We start from the raw sequence: 21,621 nt of genomic DNA, 5'->3' as shown, positions 1-21,621 counted from the left end.
CGGGACGACGCGGCACGTGCCGCGTCGTCCCGGCCCCGGCGCCGCGCTATTCCGCGTAGGGCTGGTCCGTGCCCTGGTCGCTGTAGCCGAGGCTCCAGATGTAGCCGTCCGGGTCGGCGAAGGAGCCGCCGTAGCCGCCCCACGGCAGGGCGCCGGCGGGCTGGAGGATCGTGGCGCCGGCCTGCTGGGCCTCCGCCATGATCTCGTCGACCCGCGCCTCGGTGCGCACGACGTACGTCAGGACCAGCCCGCTGAAGCCGCTGCCCTCGGGGCTCGTGCCGACCTGGCCGGCCAGGCCCTCGCGGCTGTAGAAGCCGACCGGCGAGGCGCCGTCGGAGGCGAAGAACACCGAGATGCCGTAGTCCTTCTCGATCTTCCAGCCGAGCCCCTCGGTGTAGAACTGCTTGGCCCGGTCCATGTCCCGGACGCCGAGGAGAATTGAGCTGACGTGCGCTTTCATGGACTGCTCCTTGGCTACGCGCGAGTCGTATTTGATCTTGACACTAACGGTACCGACGCGTGCCCTGCAAGATCCATCGCGGACGAGCCACCCTCGGCCGCACACCCGAACGGGCGCGGCCGCCCGCGCCCCACGAACGCCGCCGACCACCCGACCCACCAGGCACCCCAGTGCCTCCGCCCCAGGCCACGCCCCACCGTAACCATCAAAGCTCTCGGTTCTTGATCTAACACGAAGTGGCCCGCCGAGGACGGCGCTGGCAAACGAAAGAAGCACCCGCCAGGGCAGAGCCCTGCGGGTGCTTCCTTCGTGCAGTCCAGCGTCGTTCTCAGCGGGTCCAAACGGCCTAGGCGCCGGCGGCGGACTTGAGCTCGGCGACCCGGTCGGTGCGCTCCCAGGTCAGGTCCGGCAGCTCGCGGCCGAAGTGGCCGTAGGCGGCGGTCTGCTGGTAGATCGGGCGGAGCAGGTCCAGGTCGCGGATGATCGCGGCCGGACGCAGGTCGAAGACCTCCTGGACGGCCTTCTCGATCCGCTCGACCGGGACGACCTCGGTGCCGAAGGTCTCGACGAAGAGGCTGACCGGGTGGGCCTTGCCGATCGCGTAGGCGACCTGGACCTCGCAGCGCTCGGCCAGGCCGGCGGCGACGACGTTCTTGGCGACCCAGCGGGTGGCGTAGGCGGCGGAGCGGTCGACCTTGGACGGGTCCTTGCCGGAGAAGGCGCCGCCACCGTGCCGGGCGTAGCCGCCGTAGGTGTCCACGATGATCTTGCGGCCGGTGAGGCCGGCGTCGCCCATCGGGCCACCGATCTCGAAGCGGCCGGTCGGGTTGACCAGGAGGCGGTACCCGTCGGTCTCCAGGCCCAGGGCCTCGATCTCCGGCGCGATGACGTGCTCGCGGATGTCCGGGGTGAGCAGCGACTCGAGCGAGATGTCCGGGGCGTGCTGCGAGGAGACGACCACGGTGTTCAGCCGGACGGGGCGCAGGCCCTCGTACTCGACGGTGACCTGGGTCTTGCCGTCCGGGCGCAGGTACGGCACGGTGCCGTCCTTGCGGACCGCGGCGAGGCGGCGGGCGAGCCGGTGCGCGAGGGCGATCGGCAGCGGCATCAGCTCGGGGGTCTCCGAGCAGGCGAAGCCGAACATCATGCCCTGGTCGCCGGCGCCCTGGAGGTCGAGCGCGTCGCCGGACTCGCCGGACCGGTTCTCGATGGCGGTGTCGACACCCTGCGCGATGTCCGGCGACTGCGCGCCGATCGCGATGTTGACCCCGCAGGAGGCCCCGTCGAAGCCCTTCTTCGACGAGTCGTAGCCGATCCGCAGGATGGTCTCACGCACGATGGACGGGATGTCCGCGTACGCCGAGGTGGTGACCTCGCCGGCCACGTGCACCTGTCCGGTGGTGATCAGCGTCTCGACCGCGACCCGGCTCTTCGGGTCCTGGGCGAGCAGCGCGTCGAGGATGCCATCGCTGATCTGGTCAGCGATCTTGTCCGGGTGACCTTCGGTCACAGACTCGGACGTGAACAGACGGCGTGCCACAGCTCTCCTAGCGGGGTTTGTTGGGTTTGGGGAAGTCTAGCTCCGTGCGCTGACCGTGGCCTAGCAGCCTCGTCAGACCTGAATCTGTAATCCCTACCACAGCGGTAGGACAATATCCCACACCGCGTCGGCGATGTCCTCTTTCGGCGCCGCCGACATGGTCGTCTCTTTTCCGTCCCGTGTGAGCACCGTGACCGCGTTGTCGTCGGTGCCGAAGGCCTTTCCGTTTCCGACCTCGTTCACGACGATGAGGTCGGCGTTCTTGCGGGTCAACTTGCCGCGCGCGTTGCGCACGAAGTCCTGTGTCTCCGCCGCGAAAGCGACGAGTAGGCGACCGGGCCGGCGGTCGGCACCCAACTCCGCGGCGATGTCGGGATTATTCGTCAGTTCGATGACGGGCGCTATCCCGTCGACGGTCTTCTTGATTTTCTGTTCCGCGTATTTCGTCGGTCTGAAGTCGGCGGGCGCGGCCGCCATGACGACGACATCGGCGTCCTCCGCGTGTTCCAGCACCGCGGTGCGGAGTTCGGCGGTGGAGCCGACCCGGACCACGTCCACCCCGGCAGGGTCGGGCAGGGAGACGTTGGCGCTGATCAGGGTGACCCGCGCCCCCCGGGCCACGGCCGTGCGCGCGAACGCGTAACCCTGCTTGCCGCTGGAGATGTTGCCCAGGTAGCGGACCGGGTCGAGGTGCTCGCGGGTGCCGCCGGCCGTGACGAGGACGTGCCGACCCGCCAGGTCCGTGGCGACCCGGCCCCGCAGCAGCCGCAGGGCCACCGCGAACAGCTCGGTCAGGTCGGGCAGCCGGCCCTTGCCGGTGTCGGAGCCGGTCAGCCGGCCGACGGCGGGCTCGACGACGACCGCGCCCCGGGCCCGCAGGGTGGCCACGTTGGCGACGGTGGCCGGGTGCTCCCACATCTCGGTGTGCATCGCCGGGGCGAACATCACCGGACAGCCGACGGTGAGCAGGGTGTTGGTGAGCAGGTCGTCGGCGAGGCCGTGCGCGGCCTTCGCCAGGAGGTCCGCCGTCGCCGGGGCCACGATCAGCAGGTCGGCCTCGCGGCCGATCCGGACGTGCGGCACCTCGTGCACGTCGTGGAACGGGTCGGCACTGACGGGCTGGTGCGACAGCGCCGCCCAGGTGGGCGCGCCGACGAACTCCAGGGCGGCGGCGGTGGGCACGACCCGGACGGAGTGGCCCGCCTCGGTCAGCAGGCGCAGCAGCTCGCACGCCTTGTAGGCGGCGATACCGCCGGCGACACCGAGGACGATCCGCACCCGTGCACCTCCTGGAAAGAAAATGACGAACCCCGTGACCCTATTGGATCACGGGGTTGAGCATCGCAGGCGCCGCCGCGAGGCGGCATCCCGCGATCGCGGGGGTCTCAGCCCTCGGTCGGCTCGGCGGTCAGCAGGCCGGCGTTGATCTCCCGGAGGGCGATCGACAGCGACTTCTCCTGCGGGGTGGTCTCGACCAGCGGGCCCACGTACTCCAGCAGGCCCTCGCCCAGCTGGCTGTAGTACGCGTTGATCTGGCGGGCGCGCTTGGCGCCGAAGATCACCAGGGCGTACTTCGACTGGGTCTTGTCGAGCAGCTCGTCGATCGGCGGGTTGGTGATGCCTACGGGGTTCGCAACGGTTCCAGACAAAGCGGATCAACCTCTGGATCGACGGTGACTCACGGGAGTCTTGGATGAGGAATCGAGCAATTGTATCAACTCGGCCGCGGCCTTCTCGACGGAGTCGTTGACGACCGTCACGTCGAACTCGGCCTCGGAGGCCAGTTCCTCGCGGGCGTGCTCCAGGCGGTGCGCGATCGTCGCCGCGTCGTCGGTGCCCCGGCCCCGCAGGCGGCGCTCCAGCTCGTCCCAGCTCGGTGGGGCGAGGAACACCAGCAGCGCCTCCGGCATCGTCAACTTGACCTGCCGGGCGCCCTGGAGATCGATCTTGAGGAGGACGGGTACGCCCTCGGCCAACCGGGCGAGCACCTGCTTGCGCGGGGTCCCGTACCGGTTGCCGGCGAACTCCGCCCACTCGAGCAGCTGCCCCGTTTCGAGCAGCCGGTCGAACTCGGCGTTGTCGACGAAGAAATAGTGATCTCCGTCGACCTCGTACGCGCGCCGCGGCCGGGTGGTCACCGAAACCGACAGCCAGAACTCATGCGGGTGGCTCCGGACCCACTCGATCACGCTGTCCTTGCCGACCCCGGAGGGGCCGGAAAGGACCAGCAGTCGAGCGTCACTCCACCCGGCCGGACGTGCGTCTTCGTCAAAGCTCACTAGGTGTTTCTAGCAACCGCTCACTTGCCGGCTGCGGGGAACTCCCCCAGAAGTGCTTTGCGCTGCTGCTCGCCGAGGCCCCGCAGGCGGCGGGAGTCGGCGATCTTCAGGCGCTCCATGATGGCGGTGGCGCGGATCTTGCCGATGCCGGGCAGTGCTTCGAGCACCGCCGACACCTTGAGCTTGCCGACGACGTCGTCGGCGTCAGCGAGCTCGATGACCTCACCGAGGGTCTTCTCGCCGCGCTTGAGCTTGTCCTTCAGCTCAGCGCGTGCCTTACGGACTACGGCGGCCTTCTCCAGCGCGGCGGCGCGCTGCTCGGGGGTGAGCGTGGGGAGCGACACCAGGTCTCCTTTGGTCGAGGAACAGGCGAAAGGTGGTTCCAGCGCTGGAAACCTAGTGGCCAAAGGCCCATTCCGGCAACGTAGCCATGCGTGATCAGTTAAGTACGGAGAGATATTCTGGAGGAATTTCGGGGCAAACCGTACTTATCGGGCGTAAATTTTTGGTCGTTTCTCTTCGGTCACAGGGCGGCGCGGCAGGCCTCGAGGGCCCGGTCGGCGGCGTCGCGCAGGCCCGTCACGCTGGGTCCATGGCTCAACACCTCGCGGGAGTACGAGGGCACGACGCCCGCCGTTGCCGCGCCGAAAATGCGCCGAAGATCCTCGGGACGGCCACCCTGGGTACCGAGCCCCGGGACGAGAATTGGACCGTTAAGTCCGGAAATATCGTGTGCAGTCTCCCCGATTGTCGCGCCGACGACGACTCCGAACGAACCGAGCGGTACCGCACCGGCATTGAGCTCGGCCACTGCGTCCACCATCGTCTGGGCCACGGTGACCCCCTCGGTGGTGATCGCGTGCTGGACCTGCGGACCCTCCGGGTTCGAGGTCAGGGCCAGCACGAACACGCCCCCACCATGGGCGGCCGCAGTGTCAATTATCGGACTCAACGAGCCGAACCCCAGGTAAGGGCTTACCGTCACGGCGTCCACGGCCAGCGGACTACCGGGTTCCAGGTACGCCTTCGCGTACGCGGCCATGGTCGAACCGATGTCGCCCCGCTTGACATCGAGGATCACCAGTGCCCCGGCCGCGCGCGCGTCCCGGACGACGCTCTCCAGGACCGCGATCCCCCGCGCGCCGTGCCGCTCGAAGAACGCCGACTGGGGCTTGAGGGCCGCGACCCGGCCCGCGAGGGCCTCCACGACCGTCCTGCTGAACTTCTCGAGGCCCACCAGGTCGTCGTCGAGGCCCCAGTGGGCCAGGAGCTGGCTGTGCGGGTCGATGCCGACGCACAGCGGGCCGCGCTCGTCGAGGGCGGCGTGCAGCCGGGTACCGAAGGACTCCATGCGTGTCTCCTAGACGTGGTCGGTGCCGGGCGGGCCCCGCGGCCCGCGCCGGTCAGGAGGTCGGGCGGGTGGCCACTGCCCTGTTGATCGCGCGGACCAGGGGCGGGCCGTGGTAGATGAAGCCGGTGTATAGCTGTAGCAGGCTCGCGCCCGCGTCGAGCATCCGCAGCGCGTCGTCCGGGCTGCCGAGGCCGCCGACGCCGATGATCGGCAGCGTGCCGCCGGTCTCCTTCGCGACGAGGGCGACCACCTCGCGGGCCCGCTCGGTCAGCGGTCGGCCGGACAGCCCGCCGGCCTCGGCGCCGAGTGCCTGGTCGGACGGGGCGAGGCCGCCGCGGCCCAGCGTGGTGTTGGTCGCGATCAGGCCCGCGACGCCGTGTTCGGCGCACACCTCGAGCAGCTCGCCGATCGCGTGGTCGGTGAGGTCCGGGGCGATCTTCACCAGGATCGGCTTGTCCCCGCGCAGGGCCTTGAGGATGTCGCCCAGGGCGGCTTTGTCCTGGAGTGCGCGCAGGCCAGGGGTGTTGGGCGAGCTCACGTTGACCGCGAAGTAGTCCCCGTAGCCCTTTAGAGCCCCGTAGGAGGCCGCGTAGTCCTCCGCGGCGGCTTCCAGGGGTGTCACCTTGGACTTGCCCAGACTGATGCCCAGCGGGACGCTGAGCGGCCCGAGCCTGGCCAGACGGCCTGCGAGCGCCTCGGCGCCGGCGTTGTTGAAGCCCATCCGGTTGACGATCGCCTCGGATTCCCGCAGGCGGAACAGCCGCGGCCGGTCGTTGCCGGGCTGGGCGTGCCGGGTGACCGTGCCGACCTCGACGAAGCCGAAGCCGAGCGCGGGCCAGGCCGGCAGCGCGTGGCCGTCCTTGTCCATGCCGGCGGCCAGGCCCACGGGTGACGGGAATCTCACCCCGAAGAGCGTCCTAGGAGCCTGGACCGAAAAGAGCTTTCGGAGGGTACGCACCATCGCCGGTCGCCCCGCCAGTGCCGCGAGCCGGCGCATGGTCCACTCGTGCACCCGCTCGGCGTCGCCGCCCTGGAGGCGGAACAGGACGGGGCGCACGGTCTTCTCGTAGATCACCGGGACACTCCCCCGCCGGCCGGAACGCCGGGGGCGGCCGGGGCCGACCGCCACGCGACGGGGGCGGCGGCATGGGTGGACCGGAGGCCGACCGGAGCCGTGTTTCCGCTGGCCAGGGCCCGGGCGGGCCCCGTACGGGGTGCCGTCGTCCGGGCAGCGTGGGGCCCGGGGCCGGCGGGGAACCCGCCGACCCTCGTACCCGTCGTCACGCCTTGGCCTTCAGCGCCGCGTGCAGGGCCTGGAGCGGGCGGACCCGCAGTTCGCCGTGGATCAGGGCCTCGATGCCCATCACCGCCGCCGCGGCGGCCTGCACCGTCGTGATGCACGGGGTGTCGGTGGCGACGGCGGCCGAGCGGATCTCGTAGCCGTCGACCCGGGCCCCGGAGCCCGCCGGGATGTTGATGACCAGGTCGGCGTTGCCCGCCTCGACGAACTCGACCGCGTGCATGACGCCCTCGACCGCGTCGAGGTGCTTCGGGATCACCTGGCACTCGATGCCGTGCCGGCGGAGCATCTCGGCCGTGCCGGCCGTGGCCACCAGGTCGAAGCCCAGGTCCGCGAGCCGCTTGGCCGGGAAGACCATGGCGCGCTTGTCCCGGTTGGCGACCGAGATGAACACCGTGCCGCTGGTGGGCAGGGAGCCGTAGGCGGCGGCCTGGGACTTGGCGAACGCGTGCCCGAAGGCCACGTCGATGCCCATCACCTCGCCCGTGGACTTCATCTCGGGGCCGAGCAGGTTGTCGACGCCGCGACCGGAGGGGGTGCGGAACCGCTTGAACGGCAGCACCGCCTCCTTCACCGAGATCGGCGCGTGCGGGGGCAGCTTGCCGCCGTCCCCGGTCGCCGGCAGCATGCCCTCGGCGCGCAGCTCCGCGATCGTGGCGCCCAGGGCGATCCGCGCGGCGGCCTTGGCCAGCGGCACGGCCGTCGCCTTGGACACGAACGGCACGGTCCGCGACGCGCGCGGGTTGGCCTCCAGGACGTAGAGGATGTCGTCCTTGAGCGCGTACTGCACGTTGAGCAGGCCGCGCACCCCGATGTCGCGGGCCAGGGCCTCGGTGTGCCGGCGGATCTCGGCGATGTTGGCGTCCCCGAGGGTGATCGGCGGCAGGGCGCAGGCCGAGTCGCCGGAGTGGATGCCGGCCTCCTCGATGTGCTCCATGATGCCGCCGAGGAACACCTCGCCGTCCGCGTCGCAGAGCGCGTCGACGTCGACCTCGATCGCGTCGTCGAGGAACCGGTCGACCAGGACCGGGTGCTCGGGCGAGATGTCGGTGGCCCGGGAGATGTAGGCCTCCAGCACGGAGTCCTCGTAGACGATCTCCATGCCGCGGCCGCCGAGCACGTAGGACGGCCGGACGAGGACCGGGTAGCCGATCTCGTCCGCGATGGCCTTGGCCTCGGCGTACGAGGTGGCCATGCCGTACTTCGGCGCCGGCAGGCCGGCGCGGGCCAGCAGGGCGCCGAACGCGCCGCGCTCCTCCGCCAGGTGGATCGAGGCCGGGGAGGTGCCGACGATGGGCACGCCCGCGTCCTCCAGCCGCTGGGCCAGGCCGAGCGGGGTCTGACCGCCGAGCTGCACGACCACGCCGACGACCCCGGGGCCGCCGCCGGCCGCGCCGGAGGCGTTCTCCGCGTGGATCACCTCCAGGACGTCCTCGAAGGTGAGCGGCTCGAAGTACAGCCGGTCGGCGGTGTCGTAGTCCGTGGACACCGTCTCCGGGTTGCAGTTGACCATGACGGTCTCGTAGCCGGCCTCGCGCAGGGCCATCACGGCGTGCACGCACGAGTAGTCGAACTCGATGCCCTGGCCGATCCGGTTCGGGCCCGAGCCCAGGATGACCACCTTGGGCCGGTCGCTGGGCGCGACCTCGTTCTCCTCGTCGTACGTCGAGTAGTGGTACGGCGTGGCCGCCGCGAACTCGGCCGCGCAGGTGTCCACGGTCTTGTACACGGGACGCAGGCCCAGGCGGTGCCGCAGGAGGCGGACCCCGTCCTCGCCGGCGAACTCGGGGCGCAGCTCGGCGAGCTGGCGGTCGGACAGGCCGGCCCGCTTGGCGGCGCGCAGCAGCTGCTCGTCGAGCACGGGCGCGGCCTGGATCTCGGCGCGCAGCTCCACCAGGTACAGGATCTGGTCGATGAACCACGGGTCGATCCCGCCGGACGCGTCGCGCACCTCCTCCACGCTGTGCCCGGCGCGCAGGGCGGCCTCGACGGTGTAGAGCCGGCCGTCGTGCGGGATGCGGAGCTTGTCGAGCAGGTTGCCCTCGACCGGCGGCCCGGTCCAGAACCCGGCCCGCTTCTCCTCCATGGAGCGCATCGCCTTGCCGAGCGCCTCGGTGAAGTTGCGGCCGATGCTCATCGCCTCGCCGACGGACTTCATCGTGGTGGTCAGCTCGGCGTCGGCCCCGGGGAACTTCTCGAACGCGAACCGCGGGATCTTGACGACCACGTAGTCCAGGGTCGGCTCGAAGGCCGCCGGGGTCTCCTTGGTGATGTCGTTGGCGATCTCGTCGAGGGTGTAGCCGATGGCCAGCTTCGCGGCGATCTTCGCGATCGGGAAGCCGGTCGCCTTCGACGCCAGCGCGGACGACCGCGACACCCGCGGGTTCATCTCGATGACGATCAGGCGCCCGGTCTCCGGGTGCACCGCGAACTGGATGTTGCAGCCGCCGGTGTCGACGCCGACCTCGCGGATCACGGCGATGGCCAGGTCGCGCATCCGCTGGTACTCGCGGTCCGTGAGCGTCATGGCCGGCGCGACGGTCACCGAGTCGCCGGTGTGCACGCCCATCGGGTCGATGTTCTCGATCGAGCAGACGACCACCACGTTGTCGTTGCGGTCGCGCATCAGCTCGAGCTCGTACTCCTTCCAGCCGAGCGCGCTCTCCTCGATCAGCACCTCGTGCACCGGGGAGGCGGCGAGACCCGCGCCCGCGATCCGCTCCAGGTCCTCGTGCGTGTGCGGCATGCCCGAACCGAGGCCGCCCATGGTGAACGACGGCCGGACGACGACGGGGAGCCCGAGCTCCTCCACCGTCGACCGGACCTCCTCCATGGTCTTGCAGACCCGGGAGCGGGGTACGAGGGGCTCGTCGCCCCAGCCCAGGGCCGCGCCCGCCTTGGCGACGATGCCCTTGAAGATCTGCCGGTCCTCGCCCCGGTGGATGGCCTCCATGTTCGCGCCGATCAGCTCGACGCCGTACTTCTCCAGCACGCCCGCCTCGTGCAGCGCCACGGCCGTGTTCAGGGCCGTCTGCCCGCCCAGGGTGGCCAGCAGCGCGTCGGGGCGCTCCTGGGCGATGATCTGCTCCACGAACTCGGGCGTGATCGGCTCGATGTAGGTGGCGTCGGCGAACTCGGGGTCCGTCATGATCGTGGCCGGGTTCGAGTTGACCAGGGAGACCCGGATGCCCTCGGCGCGCAGTACCCGGCAGGCCTGGGTGCCCGAGTAGTCGAACTCGCAGGCCTGGCCGATCACGATCGGCCCGGAGCCGATCACCATGACGTGCTTGATGTCCTCGCGCTTAGGCATTGTTCCTCGTCCCTTCGATCAGCTCGACGAGACGGTCGAACAGGTAGTCGGCGTCGTGCGGGCCCGCCGCGGCCTCGGGGTGGTACTGGACGGAGAACGCCGGCACGTCGAGGCACCGGAGCCCCTCGACCACGTCGTCGTTGAGGCAGACATGGCTGACCTCGACCCGGCCGAACTCGGTGTCGACCACCTCGTCCAGCGGCGCGTCGACCGCGAAGCCGTGGTTGTGCGCGGTCACCTCGACCTTGCCCGTGGTGCGGTCCATGACGGGCTGGTTGATGCCCCGGTGGCCGTACTTGAGCTTGAAGGTGCCGAAGCCCAGCGCCCGGCCGAGGATCTGGTTGCCGAAGCAGATGCCGAACAGCGGCAGCTTGCGGGTCAGCACCTCGCGGACCAGGGTCAGGTCGGCCGTGGCCGGGTCGCCCGGGCCGTTGGACAGGAAGACCGCGTCCGCACCCGTCGCCAGGACGTCGGCGATGGTCGCCGTGGCCGGCAGCACGTGGGTCTCGATGCCGCGCTCGGCCATCCGGCGCGGGGTGTTGCTCTTGATGCCCAGGTCGATCGCCGCCACCGTGTAGCGCTTGTCGCCGACGGCCGGGATGACGTAGGGGGCGCTCGTCGTGACGTCGGCGACGAGGTTCGCGCCGGTCATCTCGGCGGACGCGCGGACCTTCGCGAGCAGCGCGTCCACGTCACCCGAGACGCTGGAGATGCCGACCCGCATCGCGCCGCGTTCGCGCAGGTGCCGGGTGAGCGCCCGGGTGTCGACGCCGGCGATGCCGACGACGCCCTGCCGATCCAGCTCGGACTCCAGGGACCGGGTCGAACGCCAGTTGGAGGGCACCCGGGCCGGGTCGCGGACCACGTAGCCGGCGACCCAGATCCGGGAGGACTCGTCGTCCTCGTCGTTCCAGCCGGTGTTGCCGATCTGCGGGGCCGTCATGGCGACGACCTGCCGGTGGTAGGACGGGTCGGTCAGGGTCTCCTGGTAGCCGGTCATGCCGGTGGAGAACACCGCCTCGCCGAAGGTCTCGCCCACGGCGCCGTAGGCCTGGCCGCGGAAGGTGCGGCCGTCCTCGAGTACCAGGATCGCGTCAGTCACTTCTGAGCCTTTCCGTCGAGCACGGTCGCCTCGCCGCGCAGGAAGGTCGCGACGACCCTGCCGGGAAGTTCCATTCCGGTGTACGGGGTGTTCCTGCTCCGGCTCGCCAGCGCCGCCGGGTCGACCGTCCAGCGCGCGGCCGGGTCGACCAGGGTCAGGTTGGCGGGCGCGCCGGGCACCGGGTCGTGGCCGTGGCCGGTGAGGCCGGCGATCCGGGCGGGGGTGCGGCTCATCCGCTCGGCGACGAGGTCCCAGAGCGCGGGGCCCTCGGCGCGGTCGCCGAGCACCTCGAGGGTGATCGACAGCGCCGTCTCCAGCCCGAGCATCCCGGGCCGGGCCCGGGCCCACTCGCATTCCTTGTCCTCGGTCGCGTGCGGCGCGTGGTCGGTGGCCACCGCGTCGATGACGCCCTCGACCAGGCCGGCGCGCAGCGCGTCGATGTCGCTCTGGGTCCGCAGCGGCGGGTTGACCTTGTTCACCGGGTCGTAGGTGCACGCCCGGGTGTCGGTGAGCAGCAGGTGGTGCGGGGTGACCTCGGCGGTGACGTTGACCCCGCGCGCCTTGGCGTGCCGGAGGATCTCGACGCTGCCGGCGGTGGAGACGTGGCACACGTGCAGCCGGGAGCCGACGTGCTCGGCGAGCAGCACGTCCCGGGCGATGATCGCCTCCTCGGCGACGGCGGGCCAGCCGGTCAGGCCGAGCTTGGCGGACTCGACGCCCTCGTGCATCTGCGCGCCGACGGTGAGCCGGTGCTCCTCGGCGTGCTGGGCGATCACCCCGTCGAAGGCCTTCACGTACTCGAGGGCCCGTCGCATGAGGCGCGGATCGTGGACACAGAACCCATCATCGGAGAACATCCGCACCTTGGCCGGCGAATCGGCCATCGCGCCGAGTTCGGCGAGCTGCTCGCCGGCCAGGCCGATGGTGACGGCCCCGATCGGCTGGACGTCGACCAGTCCGGCGGCGGTGCCGAGCCGCCAGACCTGCTCGACGACGCCGGCCGTGTCGGCCACCGGGTCGGTGTTGGCCATCGCGCACACGGCCGTGTAGCCGCCGAGGGCGGCGGCCCGGGAGCCGGTCTCCACGGTCTCGGCGTCCTCGCGGCCGGGTTCGCGCAGGTGGGTGTGCAGGTCGACGAGGCCCGGGAGGGCGACGAGGCCGGTGCCGTCCACGGTGACGTCGGCGGTCTGCCCGGCGCCGTCGTGCACGAGGCCGTCGCGCAGCAGCAGGTCCGTGGGCGCGGCGCCGAGCACCGAGACATTCTTGATCAGGTACGTGGTCACTGGGTGCCTTTCGTGCACTGCGGCGGGGCTGACGGGTTCACTCGACGCGCTCACAGCGACCTGCCGCCCAACAGCAGGTAGAGGCAGGCCATCCGGACGCTGACGCCGTTGGCGACCTGCTCGACGATCGTGGAGCGGGGTGAGTCGGCCACCTCGGGGGCGATCTCCATGCCCCGGATCATCGGACCGGGATGCATAATTATTGCATGCTCTGGAAGAAGTTTCATCCGGCGGACGTCGAGGCCGTACCGGCGGGCGTACTCGCGGGTCGAGGGGAAGTACGCCTCGGTCATGCGTTCGCGCTGCACCCGCAGCATCATGACCACGTCGGAGTCGGGGAGCGCCGCGTCGAGGTCGTACGACAGCTTCGCGGGCCACTCCTTCGCCCCGACGGGCACCAGGGTCGGCGGGCTGACCATGGTCACCTCCGCGCCGAGGGTGGTGAGCAGCAGCATGTTGGACCGGGCGACTCGGCTGTGCAGCACGTCGCCGACGATGGTGACCCGCAGCCCCTTGAGCGTGCCGAGCCGCGAACGCATCGTGTACGCGTCGAGCAGGGCCTGCGTCGGGTGCTCGTGGGTACCGTCGCCGGCGTTGATGATCGAGCCGTCGACCCACTGGCTCAGCGTGGTGGGCGCGCCGGACGCGGGGTGGCGGACCACGACGCCGTCGATTCCCATCGCCTGGAGGGTCAGGGCGGTGTCCTTGAGGCTCTCGCCCTTCTCCACCGAGGAACCCTTGGCCGAGAAGTTGATCACATCGGCGGACAGCCGCTTGGCCGCCGTCTCGAACGAGACCCGGGTGCGGGTGGAATCCTCGTAGAACAGGTTCACCACGGTCCGGCCGCGCAGGGTGGGGAGCTTCTTGACCTCCCGGGACGCCATCGCGGCCATCTCGGTGGCCGTGTCGAGGACCAGGGTGGCGGCATCGAGGTCGAGGTCCGCCGCGGACAGGAGGTGCTTGATCATCAGATGTTCCCGGTGAGCAGGACGGCGTCGGTGCCGTCGATCTCGGCGAGGGAGACCCGGACACTCTCCGACAGGGAGGTGGGGATGTTCTTGCCGACGTAGTCGGCGCGGATCGGTAGCTGGCGGTGGCCCCGGTCGACCAGGACCGCGAGCTGCACCTGCCGGGGGCGGCCGAGGTCGCTGAGCGCGTCGAGGGCGGCCCGGACGGTGCGGCCGGAGAAGAGCACGTCGTCGACGAGAATGACCCGTTGGCCGTCGATGCCGCCGGGCGGCAGGTCGGTGGGGCCGACGGGGCGGGCGCTGTGCAGCCGCAGGTCGTCGCGGTAGAGGGTGATGTCGAGGGTGCCGTGCGGCACCGCGATCCCCTCGAAGGCGTGGATGCGCTCGGCCAGCCGGCGGGCGAGCGGGGTGCCCCGGGTGGGGATGCCCAGCAGGACGGTGTCGGCGGCCCCGGAGGTCTTCTCCAGGATCTGGTGCGCGACCCGGTCCACGATCCGGGTGATGTCGGACGCGGAAAGAATTTCCTTCACGTCTGACATTTCGGGCATAGTTATCTTATCCATATCAATCAAACCGCCTTCCCCGCCTCACGGGACGGGTCGTTAAAGGTTGTCTGGCGCGCTCGAGCCTAACAACTGCCCGGCAGAACTCAACGGGTGGGTAACAACCACTTGACCGAGCCCACAAAGAGCCGTACCGTCACGCTCCGTAGCGATGAACTGGGGAGCGTCCCCGGGCAAGTGACTGGGAGTGTCCGCATGCCCTCTGAGTACGCGAAGGCCCTCGGCTCTCGGCTCCGCTCCATCCGGCAGCAGCAGGGGCTGTCCCTGCAGGGTGTCGAGGAGAAGTCGAGCGGTCGGTGGAAGGCCGTGGTTGTCGGTTCCTACGAGCGCGGCGACCGTGCCGTAACTGTCGCCCGCCTGGCAGAACTCGCCGAGTTCTACCGGGTTCCGGTCGGCGAGCTGCTGCCGGACGGTAGCAGTGTCCGCCATGAGCAGGCCAACAAGATCATTCTCGATCTTGAGAAGTTGTACGAGCACACCGCCGACGAGCTGACGGTGGTCGCCCGGTACGCCCGGGGGATCCAGCAGCAGCGTGGCGACTACAACGGCCGGGTGCTGTCCATCCGCGCCGACGACCTGCGCACCCTCGCCGTCGTGTTCGACACGACCCCGTCGGGCCTGGTCGAGCAGCTGAACGAGTTCGGCGTGCTGGTGGCCGACCCGCGTTCGCTGATGCAGAACCAGGGTGGCCAGAACTAACGCAATACCGGCCAGGTATCCTGAAAACGCCTGAACCGGGCACCGCGAGACATCCCCCCGTCTCGCAGTGCCCGGTTCAGTTTTTTGTTGGGGCCCTGGATGGTCCGGGTAGGTGAGTCCGGGGCGGGTTCGTCCGAGGAGAGAAGAGCCTTTGACTCTCCTCGGACGACCCCGCCCCGGACCGTACCGGTCGGCGCGTGGGTTGCCGGGGCTTCCGCGGTGGTGTGGGCGGCGCGGCCGGGTGAGTCGGGTCGGGGCGGGTTCGGTGGGAGAGAGTCGAACGCTCTTCTCTTCCAACGAACCCGCCCCGACCGTGCCGGACGTCGCGTGCGCGCCCTTGTACTACCAGCGGCCGGAATAGTCGGATATCCGACCCAGGACGCCGTTGATGAAGCGCGGGGAGTCGTCCGTGGACAGCTCCTTGGCCAACTCGACCGCCTCGCTGATCGCGACCGGCGCGTCGATGCCGTCGCCCCACATCAGTTCGAACACCGCGATCCGCAGCAGGTTGCGGTCCACGGTCGGCATCCGGTCCAGCGTCCAGCCCTCGGCGTACGTCGAGATCAGCTCGTCGATCTCCTCGCGCTTCTGGGCGACGCCCTCCACCAGGGCCACCGCGTACTCCGAGAACTTCGGGGCCTCCGGCTCGCGCAGCGAGATCTTCTGCCGCGCGGTCAGCACGCCGAGCATGCCGATCTGCCGGATGTCCGCCTCGTACAGCACGTCCAACGCGCGCCGGCGCGCCTTGCGGCGCGCCGGGTTGTACGCGGGGTCGTGGGAGGACTCAGGCACGACCGAGGTACCGCTTGTCACGGGTGTCGATCTTGACCTTCTCGCCGATGCTGATGAAGAGCGGGACCTGCACCTCGGCGCCGGTCTCCAGCGTCGCCGGCTTGGTGCCGCTGGTGGAGCGGTCGCCCTGCATGCCCGGCTCGGTGTAGGTGACCTCGAACAGCGCGCTGGTCGGCAGCTCGATGAACAGCACCGCGCCCTCGTGGGTCGCCACGGTCACGACCATCTCGCCGAGCAGGAAGCCCGCGTCGTCGCCGACGATCTTGCCCGAGATGTGCAGCTGCTCGTAGCTGGACGTGTCCATGAAGACGAAGTCCTCGCCGTCCGCGTACAGGTACTGCATGTCGCGCTTGTCGACGGTCGCGGTGTCGACCTTGATGCCCGCGTTGAAGGTCTTGTCGACCACCTTGCCGGACAGCACGTGCTTCAGCTTGGTCCGGACGAATGCCGGGCCCTTGCCGGGCTTGACGTGCTGGAACTCGATGACGGTCCAGAGTTCGCCATCGAGGTTGAGGACGAGGCCGTTCTTGAGCTCGTTAGTGGATGCCATGCCTCGTTACGTCCTCTTTCGTATGGGTTGACTACTTCGGTACGGTGGCCGCTGATGGCCGTCGGACAGTCTACCGGCTCGGCGTGAGCGACCCGCCACCGCCAATCTGGGCGAACCGCTCCAGGGCGAACCGCATGCCGTCCGGCCCGACGGCGGTGGCCCGGCTGAACGGGAACTCCAGCTGGTACACCGCGTAGAGGAGCATCACCACCATCATGGTGACCGTCACGACCATTGTCGCGTGCGCGAGCCGGCCGGGCACCCCGAACAGGTAGGCGAACGCGACGAAGAGTACGGCGCCGCCGATCAGCGCGAACCACAGCACCGGGTTGACCCCGCCCTCGACCGACGCCAGCCGGGTACCCCGCGCGGTGACGACCTCCTTGAGCTTGTCGGCCGTCTCCTGGTACCGGCGGGAGGTGACCTGGTCCGCGGACTTCAGGCCCTCGACCTCGACCCGCAGGTCGTCGAGGATCTGGTAGCCGGTCGGGGACACCGCCTCGCGGGCGGACATCCGGGGCCACTCGTCGTCCACGACCGCGTTCGCGTACTGCCGGCTGAGCGCCTCGATCCTCGCGCGCTGGGGCTCGGGGGCGTGGTGGCCGACCCAGTAGACCTCGACGAGGGCGTTGGCCTCCTTGTACGAGTTGTCCTCGGCCTCGTTCATGGTGTCCCAGACCGCGATGACGATGAAGGCGAGCATCACCGCGTACAACACGCCGATGATCTCGAAGAACGCGCCGGTGACGTCGTTGTGCTGGGCGCGGAGCTCGGAGGAGAGATAGCGGTGCTGGAGGTAGACGAGCACGCCGGCCACGACGCCCGCGCCGACGACCCACAGCAAACCTTCGAGGTAGATGTTCACGCTGAGCATTTTGGCGTAATAAAGTACCAGAATCATGTTTATTATCTGGTTTTCGCCGATTTTTATGCTGGGCAGCATCGTGGTCGACGGGACGCCGGCCGAACTGCCCTGCGCCCACCTCGTGTACGCGGCCACCCCGTACACGGACTCGACGCTGGTCTGGCCCGACGGGCACACCACCCGGACCGGGTACCAGCTGAACGCGCTCGCCGCCGACGGGCCCCGGATGCACGCGCTGGCCATCCGGCACGGCGGCGCGGCGTTCGGCGACGGCGCGCACCTGGTGACGATCGAGCCGGACGGCACGGTCCGCGACCGGGGCACGGTCGGCCCCCGGTTCGACGAGTCCTACGCGGGCGCGATGGTCGCCGGGCACTACCACGTGGCCGCCGAGGGCCGGATGTACGTGCTCGACCCGGGCACCGCCACCGTGCTCGCCAGCGCACCCATGGACGTCACCGCGACCGTGGGTGACTGGGAGTACGACCCGACCGACGGCGGGCTGTACGGGGTGACCGCCGAGGGGCACGGGCCCGCGCTCCTGCTGCGCACCGACCCGGGCACCGGGAACACCCGGACGGTGGGCCGGCTGCCCGAGTCCGCGTACGGGTCGGCGTTCCTCGGGCCCGACCGGACGCTCTACACCCTCGCGAACAACGACGCCGGCAGGTCGAGCTGGTACGCCGTGCCGCTGGCCCGGCCCGCCGACACCGCGAAGCTCGGCGCGGGACCGCAGGCGGCCACGAGTGACGCCACCGGGTGCGCGCCCAAGGCGGCTCCGGGGACGCCCGCGGCGACGCCCAAGCCGAGTCCGTCGCGGCGGGCCGCTCCCCCGCCGGCGGCCGTCGCCGCGCAGGCGCCGCCGAGCGCCACGCCGCCGGCCAGGAAGAGCCCGCCACCGCCGCCCCCGCCGCTGCCGTTCGAGCCCGTGGCGGCCCCGACGGCGCACACGCCCGTCGAGAGTTGGACGACGAAGCACTGGATCGCGTTCATGGTGTTCGCGTTCGGGGCGACCGGGGTGGGGGCGCGACGGCTGCGCGCCAGGTGACCTCGTACCCGGAGAAGGGTGTTCCGGGTGTGACCCGGTGGCCGCCGGGCCGGGGCGGCTAGGCGCTGAGGGGCTTCGGCCGCCGGCTGGCCAGGTGCAGGAGGGCCAGCCGGTAGCCGTCCACGCCGAGGCCGACGATGACGCCCGTGGCGACCGCCGAGATCACCGAGTGCTCCCGGAACGCCTCCCGGGCGTGGATGTTGGAGATGTGCACCTCGACCAGCGGGCCGGTGAGCTGCGAACACGCGTCGCGGACCGCGATCGAGTAGTGCGTCCACGCCGCGCCGTTGAGCACCACCGCCGCGCCCTCGTCGGCCGCGTCGTGCAGCCAGCCGATCAGCTCGTGCTCGGCGTTGGTCTGTCGGACCTCGACGTCGAGGCCGAGCTCCTTGCCCGTCGTCTCGCAGAGGGCCACCAGGTCGGCGTAGGTGGTGGAACCGTAGATCAGGGGCTCGCGGGTGCCGAGCCGGTTCAGGTTCGGCCCGTTGAGGACGTAGACCTTCGTGGAACCGCCGTGGGAGCCCGTCATGTCCGCCCGATGCTCGCTCACGCCGCCACCTCCGCGTAGGCCGCCTCGAGGAGTTCCTCGGACGGGCCCGTCATGATGGCCGGCTTCGCCAGGCCGTCGAGGACCACGAACCGCTGGGTCGCGCCCTGCGCCTTCTTGTCGACCCGCATCGCGGCCCGCAGCTCGGGCCAGGCGTCCGACGGGTACGCCGTGGGCAGGCCCAGTCCGTCCAGCACCGTCCGGTGCCGGTCGGCCGTCGGCGCGTCGAGCCGGCCGTCGAGCCGGGCCAGCGCGGCGGCGAACACCAGACCCACGGAGACCGCGTGGCCGTGCCGCCAGCGGTAGTTCTCCCGGTTCTCGATCGCGTGCCCGAGGGTGTGCCCGTAGTTGAGGAACTCGCGGCGGCCCGTGTCGCGCAGGTCGTCCACGACCACGTCGACCTTCACCCGCACCGAGCGTTCGACCAGCTCCGGCAGGTGCCTGCGGTAGTCGTCGGCGATCAGGTCCAGGATCACCGGGTCCGCGATGAACCCGCACTTGGCGACCTCGGCCATGCCGTTGACCAGCTCCGGCTCCGGCAGGGTGTCCAGGGTCGCCAGGTCGCACAGCACCAGGGCCGGCGGGTGGAACGCGCCCACCAGGTTCTTCCCGGCGGCCGTGTTCACGCCGGTCTTGCCGCCCACGGCCGCGTCGACCATGCCCAGCAGGCTCGTCGGGACCTGCACCACCCGGACGCCGCGCAACCAGCACGCCGCCACGAACCCGGCCAGGTCGGTGACCGCCCCGCCGCCGACCCCGACCACCAGGTCCCGGCGGGTGAAGCCGGCCGCGCCGAGCCGGGCCCAGCAGTCCTCCGCCGTGGTGATGGACTTGCCGTGCTCGGCGTCCGGCACCTCGATCAGGGTGACCTTCGCGTCGATCCGGGCCGCGATCCGCTCGGCGTGCGCGCGCAGCGGGGCCGCGTACAGCACGGCCGCCTGGTCGGCCTTCGGGAGTTCGACCGGCAGGTCCCGGCCGATCCGCACCTCGTAGTCGTCGCCGACCGGGATCGTCGTCACAGGGCCGACAGCTCCTTCAGGGCACTCGTGATCATCGCGACGACCTCGGCCGGGGGTACGGCGGCCGGCACGATCACGTCGGCCACCTCCTCGTACAGCGGGCGGCGCTGGTCGAGCAGGAACCTCAGGGTCGCGCGCGGGTTGGACATCAGCAGCGGCCGGCCGCCCTGGAGGCCGACCCGGCTCACGGCCGTGGAGAGGTCCAGCTCCAGGTAGACGACGACGTGCGCCATCAGCAGGGCCCGGGTCTCCTCGGCCAGCACGGCCCCGCCGCCCAGGGCCAGCACGCCCGGGTGGCTGCCGAGCGCGTCGGCGACGGCCCGCCGTTCCAGGGCGCGGAAGACGTCCTCGCCGTCGTCGACGAAGATCTCGGTGATCTCCTTGCCGGTGGCGGCCACGATGTCGGCGTCGGTGTCGCGGAAGGTCACGCCGAGCGCCTCGGCGAGGGCCTGGCCGACCGTGGTCTTGCCGGCACCGGGGGGGCCGACGAGGACGCAGACGGGGCGGGTGGCGCCCGCCCCGGGCCCGCTCGCCGAGCCGTCCACCGGCTGTGCGGCCGGGCCGGTCACGCCAGGCCGTCCAGGTAGCCGGCGACGTTCCGCCGGATCTCGGCCACCGAGTCGCCGCCGAACTTCTCCGCCGCCAGGTCCGCGAGCACCAGCGCGACCATCGCCTCGGCGACGATCCCGGCGGCCGGCACGGCACAGACGTCGGACCGCTGGTTGATCGCGGTCGCCGCCTCGCCGGTCGTGGTGTCGAACGTGGCCAGCGCGCGGTTCAGCGAGGAGATCGGCTTCATCGCGGCCCGGACCCGGACCGGCTGCCCGTTGGACATGCCGCCCTCGATGCCGCCCGCGCGGTCGGTCTCCCGCCGCACGCTGGTCGCGTCGGTGCGGCCCTCGGCGGCCGGGTACATCTCGTCGTGGGCCACGCTGCCGCGCGACCGGGCCTGGGTGAAGCCGTCGCCGACCTCCACGCCCTTGATCGCCTGGATGGACATCAGGGCGGCGGCCAGCTTCGCGTCGAGCCGGCGGTCCCACTGGGTGTGGGTGCCGACCCCGACGGGCACGTTGTAGGCGAGGACCTCGACGATGCCGCCGAGGGTGTCCGCGTCCTTCTTCGCCGCGTCGATCTCGGCGACCATCCGCGCGCTCGCCTCGGGGTCGAGGCAGCGCAGCGGGTCGGCGTCGAGCCGTTCCTCGTCGGAGGGCAGCGGGAGCACCCCGGGCTTGGCGGCCACGGAGCCCAGCTCGACGACGTGCGAGACGATCTCGATGCCGTACGCCTGCTTCAGCAGCGCCTTGGCCACCGTGCCGATCGCGACCCGGGCGGCCGTCTCCCGGGCACTGGCGCGCTCCAGGATCGGCCGGGCGTCGTCGTGCCCGTACTTCGACATGCCGGCCAGGTCGGCGTGCCCCGGGCGGGGCCGGGTCAGCGGCGCGTTGCGGGACTGCGCGGCGAGCTCCTCGGCGGGCACCGGGTCGGCGGCCATCACCGTCTGCCACTTCGGCCACTCGCTGTTGCCGACCCGGACCGCGAAGGGACTACCCAGCGTCACGCCGTGCCGCAGCCCTCCGATGATCTCGATGACGTCGCGTTCGAAGCTCATCCGGGCGCCGCGGCCGTAGCCGAGCCGGCGTCGGGCGAGCTCCCGCTCGATCTCGGCACTCGTCAGCTCGACCCCGGCGGGCACCCCCTCGAGGATGGCGACCAGGGCGGGACCGTGGGACTCTCCAGCAGTAAACCATCGCAGCACACGCCGAGTCTTTCACGCGGCGGGAACGGTCACCATGGCGGCTCCGTGGCGTGTTCGCGCGATTCTCAGCCTCTGGGACCGGGGGCGGCCCGAGCTGCGCGGATCCGGCCGCGAACCGGGTCAACAGGTGGCCGGGCCGGGCCCGGCGGGTCGGGGCCGGACCAGGCCGGATGCGACCGGCGCGCGGGT

General features: G+C 70.9%; 22 protein-coding genes. 2 read left to right on the top strand and 20 right to left on the bottom strand.

What is annotated here, in order from left to right:
- Positions 1–46: 46 nt before the first annotated feature.
- The 13 genes from PT931_RS31440 to pyrR form a co-directional block, all read right to left on the bottom strand.
- A complete protein-coding gene (locus PT931_RS31440) occupies positions 47–460 on the bottom strand; it encodes a VOC family protein (protein ID WP_456249333.1) in 414 nt (137 codons plus the stop codon).
- Between the two features lie 346 nt (positions 461–806).
- A complete protein-coding gene (metK, locus tag PT931_RS31435; RefSeq protein WP_456249332.1) occupies positions 807–2,000 on the bottom strand; it encodes a methionine adenosyltransferase in 1,194 nt (397 codons plus the stop codon).
- A gap of 93 nt (positions 2,001–2,093) precedes the next feature.
- On the bottom strand, positions 2,094–3,278 hold the full coding sequence (gene coaBC, locus PT931_RS31430) for a bifunctional phosphopantothenoylcysteine decarboxylase/phosphopantothenate--cysteine ligase CoaBC (RefSeq protein ID WP_456249331.1): 1,185 nt from the start codon (positions 3,276–3,278) through the stop codon (positions 2,094–2,096).
- A gap of 107 nt (positions 3,279–3,385) precedes the next feature.
- Positions 3,386–3,649, bottom strand: a complete 264-nt coding sequence (rpoZ, locus tag PT931_RS31425) for a DNA-directed RNA polymerase subunit omega (protein WP_197008199.1) — start codon at positions 3,647–3,649, stop codon at positions 3,386–3,388.
- A 6-nt stretch (positions 3,650–3,655) separates the two neighbouring features.
- Positions 3,656–4,279: a guanylate kinase gene (gene gmk, locus PT931_RS31420; protein WP_456249330.1), complete on the bottom strand. Its 624-nt coding sequence runs from the start codon at positions 4,277–4,279 to the stop codon at positions 3,656–3,658.
- 20 nt (positions 4,280–4,299) lie between these two features.
- Positions 4,300–4,623 carry an integration host factor, actinobacterial type gene (mihF, locus tag PT931_RS31415; protein WP_363732812.1) on the bottom strand — a complete coding sequence of 108 codons (324 nt, stop codon included), beginning with the start codon at positions 4,621–4,623 and terminating at the stop codon, positions 4,300–4,302.
- Between the two features lie 179 nt (positions 4,624–4,802).
- Positions 4,803–5,630 carry an orotidine-5'-phosphate decarboxylase gene (gene pyrF / locus PT931_RS31410; protein WP_456249329.1) on the bottom strand — a complete coding sequence of 276 codons (828 nt, stop codon included), beginning with the start codon at positions 5,628–5,630 and terminating at the stop codon, positions 4,803–4,805.
- A 52-nt stretch (positions 5,631–5,682) separates the two neighbouring features.
- Complete coding sequence (locus PT931_RS31405) at positions 5,683–6,705, bottom strand: quinone-dependent dihydroorotate dehydrogenase (protein ID WP_456249328.1); 1,023 nt, start codon at positions 6,703–6,705, stop codon at positions 5,683–5,685.
- Positions 6,706–6,910: 205 nt separating this feature from the next.
- Positions 6,911–10,240, bottom strand: coding sequence for a carbamoyl-phosphate synthase large subunit (carB, locus tag PT931_RS31400; RefSeq protein ID WP_456249327.1), 3,330 nt, complete (start codon positions 10,238–10,240; stop codon positions 6,911–6,913).
- The gene (gene carA, locus PT931_RS31395) at positions 10,233–11,342 is read right to left on the bottom strand and encodes a glutamine-hydrolyzing carbamoyl-phosphate synthase small subunit (RefSeq protein ID WP_456249326.1); all 1,110 of its coding nucleotides are present in this window, start codon (positions 11,340–11,342) and stop codon (positions 10,233–10,235) included. The genes carB and carA overlap by 8 nt, the downstream gene beginning before the upstream one ends.
- On the bottom strand, positions 11,339–12,625 hold the full coding sequence (locus tag PT931_RS31390; RefSeq protein WP_456249325.1) for a dihydroorotase: 1,287 nt from the start codon (positions 12,623–12,625) through the stop codon (positions 11,339–11,341). The genes carA and PT931_RS31390 overlap by 4 nt, the downstream gene beginning before the upstream one ends.
- 50 nt (positions 12,626–12,675) lie before the next feature.
- Positions 12,676–13,593, bottom strand: a complete 918-nt coding sequence (locus tag PT931_RS31385; protein WP_363732797.1) for an aspartate carbamoyltransferase catalytic subunit — start codon at positions 13,591–13,593, stop codon at positions 12,676–12,678.
- Positions 13,593–14,141 carry a bifunctional pyr operon transcriptional regulator/uracil phosphoribosyltransferase PyrR gene (pyrR, locus tag PT931_RS31380; protein ID WP_372445296.1) on the bottom strand — a complete coding sequence of 183 codons (549 nt, stop codon included), beginning with the start codon at positions 14,139–14,141 and terminating at the stop codon, positions 13,593–13,595. The genes PT931_RS31385 and pyrR overlap by 1 nt, the downstream gene beginning before the upstream one ends.
- A 210-nt stretch (positions 14,142–14,351) precedes the next feature.
- Here pyrR and bldD point away from each other — a divergent pair, with 210 nt between their 5' ends.
- A complete protein-coding gene (bldD, locus tag PT931_RS31375) occupies positions 14,352–14,855 on the top strand; it encodes a transcriptional regulator BldD (protein ID WP_363732791.1) in 504 nt (167 codons plus the stop codon).
- Between the two features lie 342 nt (positions 14,856–15,197).
- Here bldD and nusB read toward each other — a convergent pair whose 3' ends face one another.
- The 3 genes from nusB to PT931_RS31360 form a co-directional block, all read right to left on the bottom strand.
- The gene (gene nusB, locus PT931_RS31370) at positions 15,198–15,647 is read right to left on the bottom strand and encodes a transcription antitermination factor NusB (RefSeq protein ID WP_456249324.1); all 450 of its coding nucleotides are present in this window, start codon (positions 15,645–15,647) and stop codon (positions 15,198–15,200) included.
- Complete coding sequence (efp, locus tag PT931_RS31365) at positions 15,640–16,197, bottom strand: elongation factor P (RefSeq protein WP_363727812.1); 558 nt, start codon at positions 16,195–16,197, stop codon at positions 15,640–15,642. Before efp ends, nusB begins: the two co-directional genes overlap by 8 nt.
- Positions 16,198–16,267: 70 nt before the next feature.
- Entirely contained in the window at positions 16,268–17,062 is a 795-nt protein-coding gene (locus tag PT931_RS31360; protein ID WP_456249323.1) for a bestrophin-like domain, read from the bottom strand.
- Between the two features lie 64 nt (positions 17,063–17,126).
- On the opposite strand from PT931_RS31360, the gene PT931_RS31355 reads away from it, so the two are divergent.
- A complete protein-coding gene (locus PT931_RS31355) occupies positions 17,127–18,110 on the top strand; it encodes a DUF6923 family protein (protein WP_456249322.1) in 984 nt (327 codons plus the stop codon).
- A gap of 58 nt (positions 18,111–18,168) precedes the next feature.
- Here the strand turns inward: PT931_RS31355 and aroQ are convergent, their stop codons facing one another.
- The 4 genes from aroQ to aroC are packed head-to-tail and all read right to left on the bottom strand — an operon-like array spanning position 18,169 to position 21,432.
- Positions 18,169–18,639 (bottom strand): type II 3-dehydroquinate dehydratase, encoded by a 471-nt coding sequence (gene aroQ / locus PT931_RS31350; RefSeq protein WP_456249342.1) that lies wholly within the window; start codon positions 18,637–18,639, stop codon positions 18,169–18,171.
- Positions 18,640–18,656: 17 nt separating this feature from the next.
- Positions 18,657–19,676, bottom strand: coding sequence for a 3-dehydroquinate synthase (gene aroB / locus PT931_RS31345; protein ID WP_456249321.1), 1,020 nt, complete (start codon positions 19,674–19,676; stop codon positions 18,657–18,659).
- Positions 19,673–20,221, bottom strand: a complete 549-nt coding sequence (locus tag PT931_RS31340; RefSeq protein WP_456249341.1) for a shikimate kinase — start codon at positions 20,219–20,221, stop codon at positions 19,673–19,675. The genes aroB and PT931_RS31340 overlap by 4 nt, the downstream gene beginning before the upstream one ends.
- 20 nt (positions 20,222–20,241) lie before the next feature.
- The gene (gene aroC / locus PT931_RS31335) at positions 20,242–21,432 is read right to left on the bottom strand and encodes a chorismate synthase (protein WP_456249320.1); all 1,191 of its coding nucleotides are present in this window, start codon (positions 21,430–21,432) and stop codon (positions 20,242–20,244) included.
- Positions 21,433–21,621: the final 189 nt, after the last annotated feature.

The sequence above is a fragment of the Longispora urticae genome, from assembly GCF_053902585.1.
This window is presented reverse-complemented; position numbering and strand designations above follow the sequence as displayed.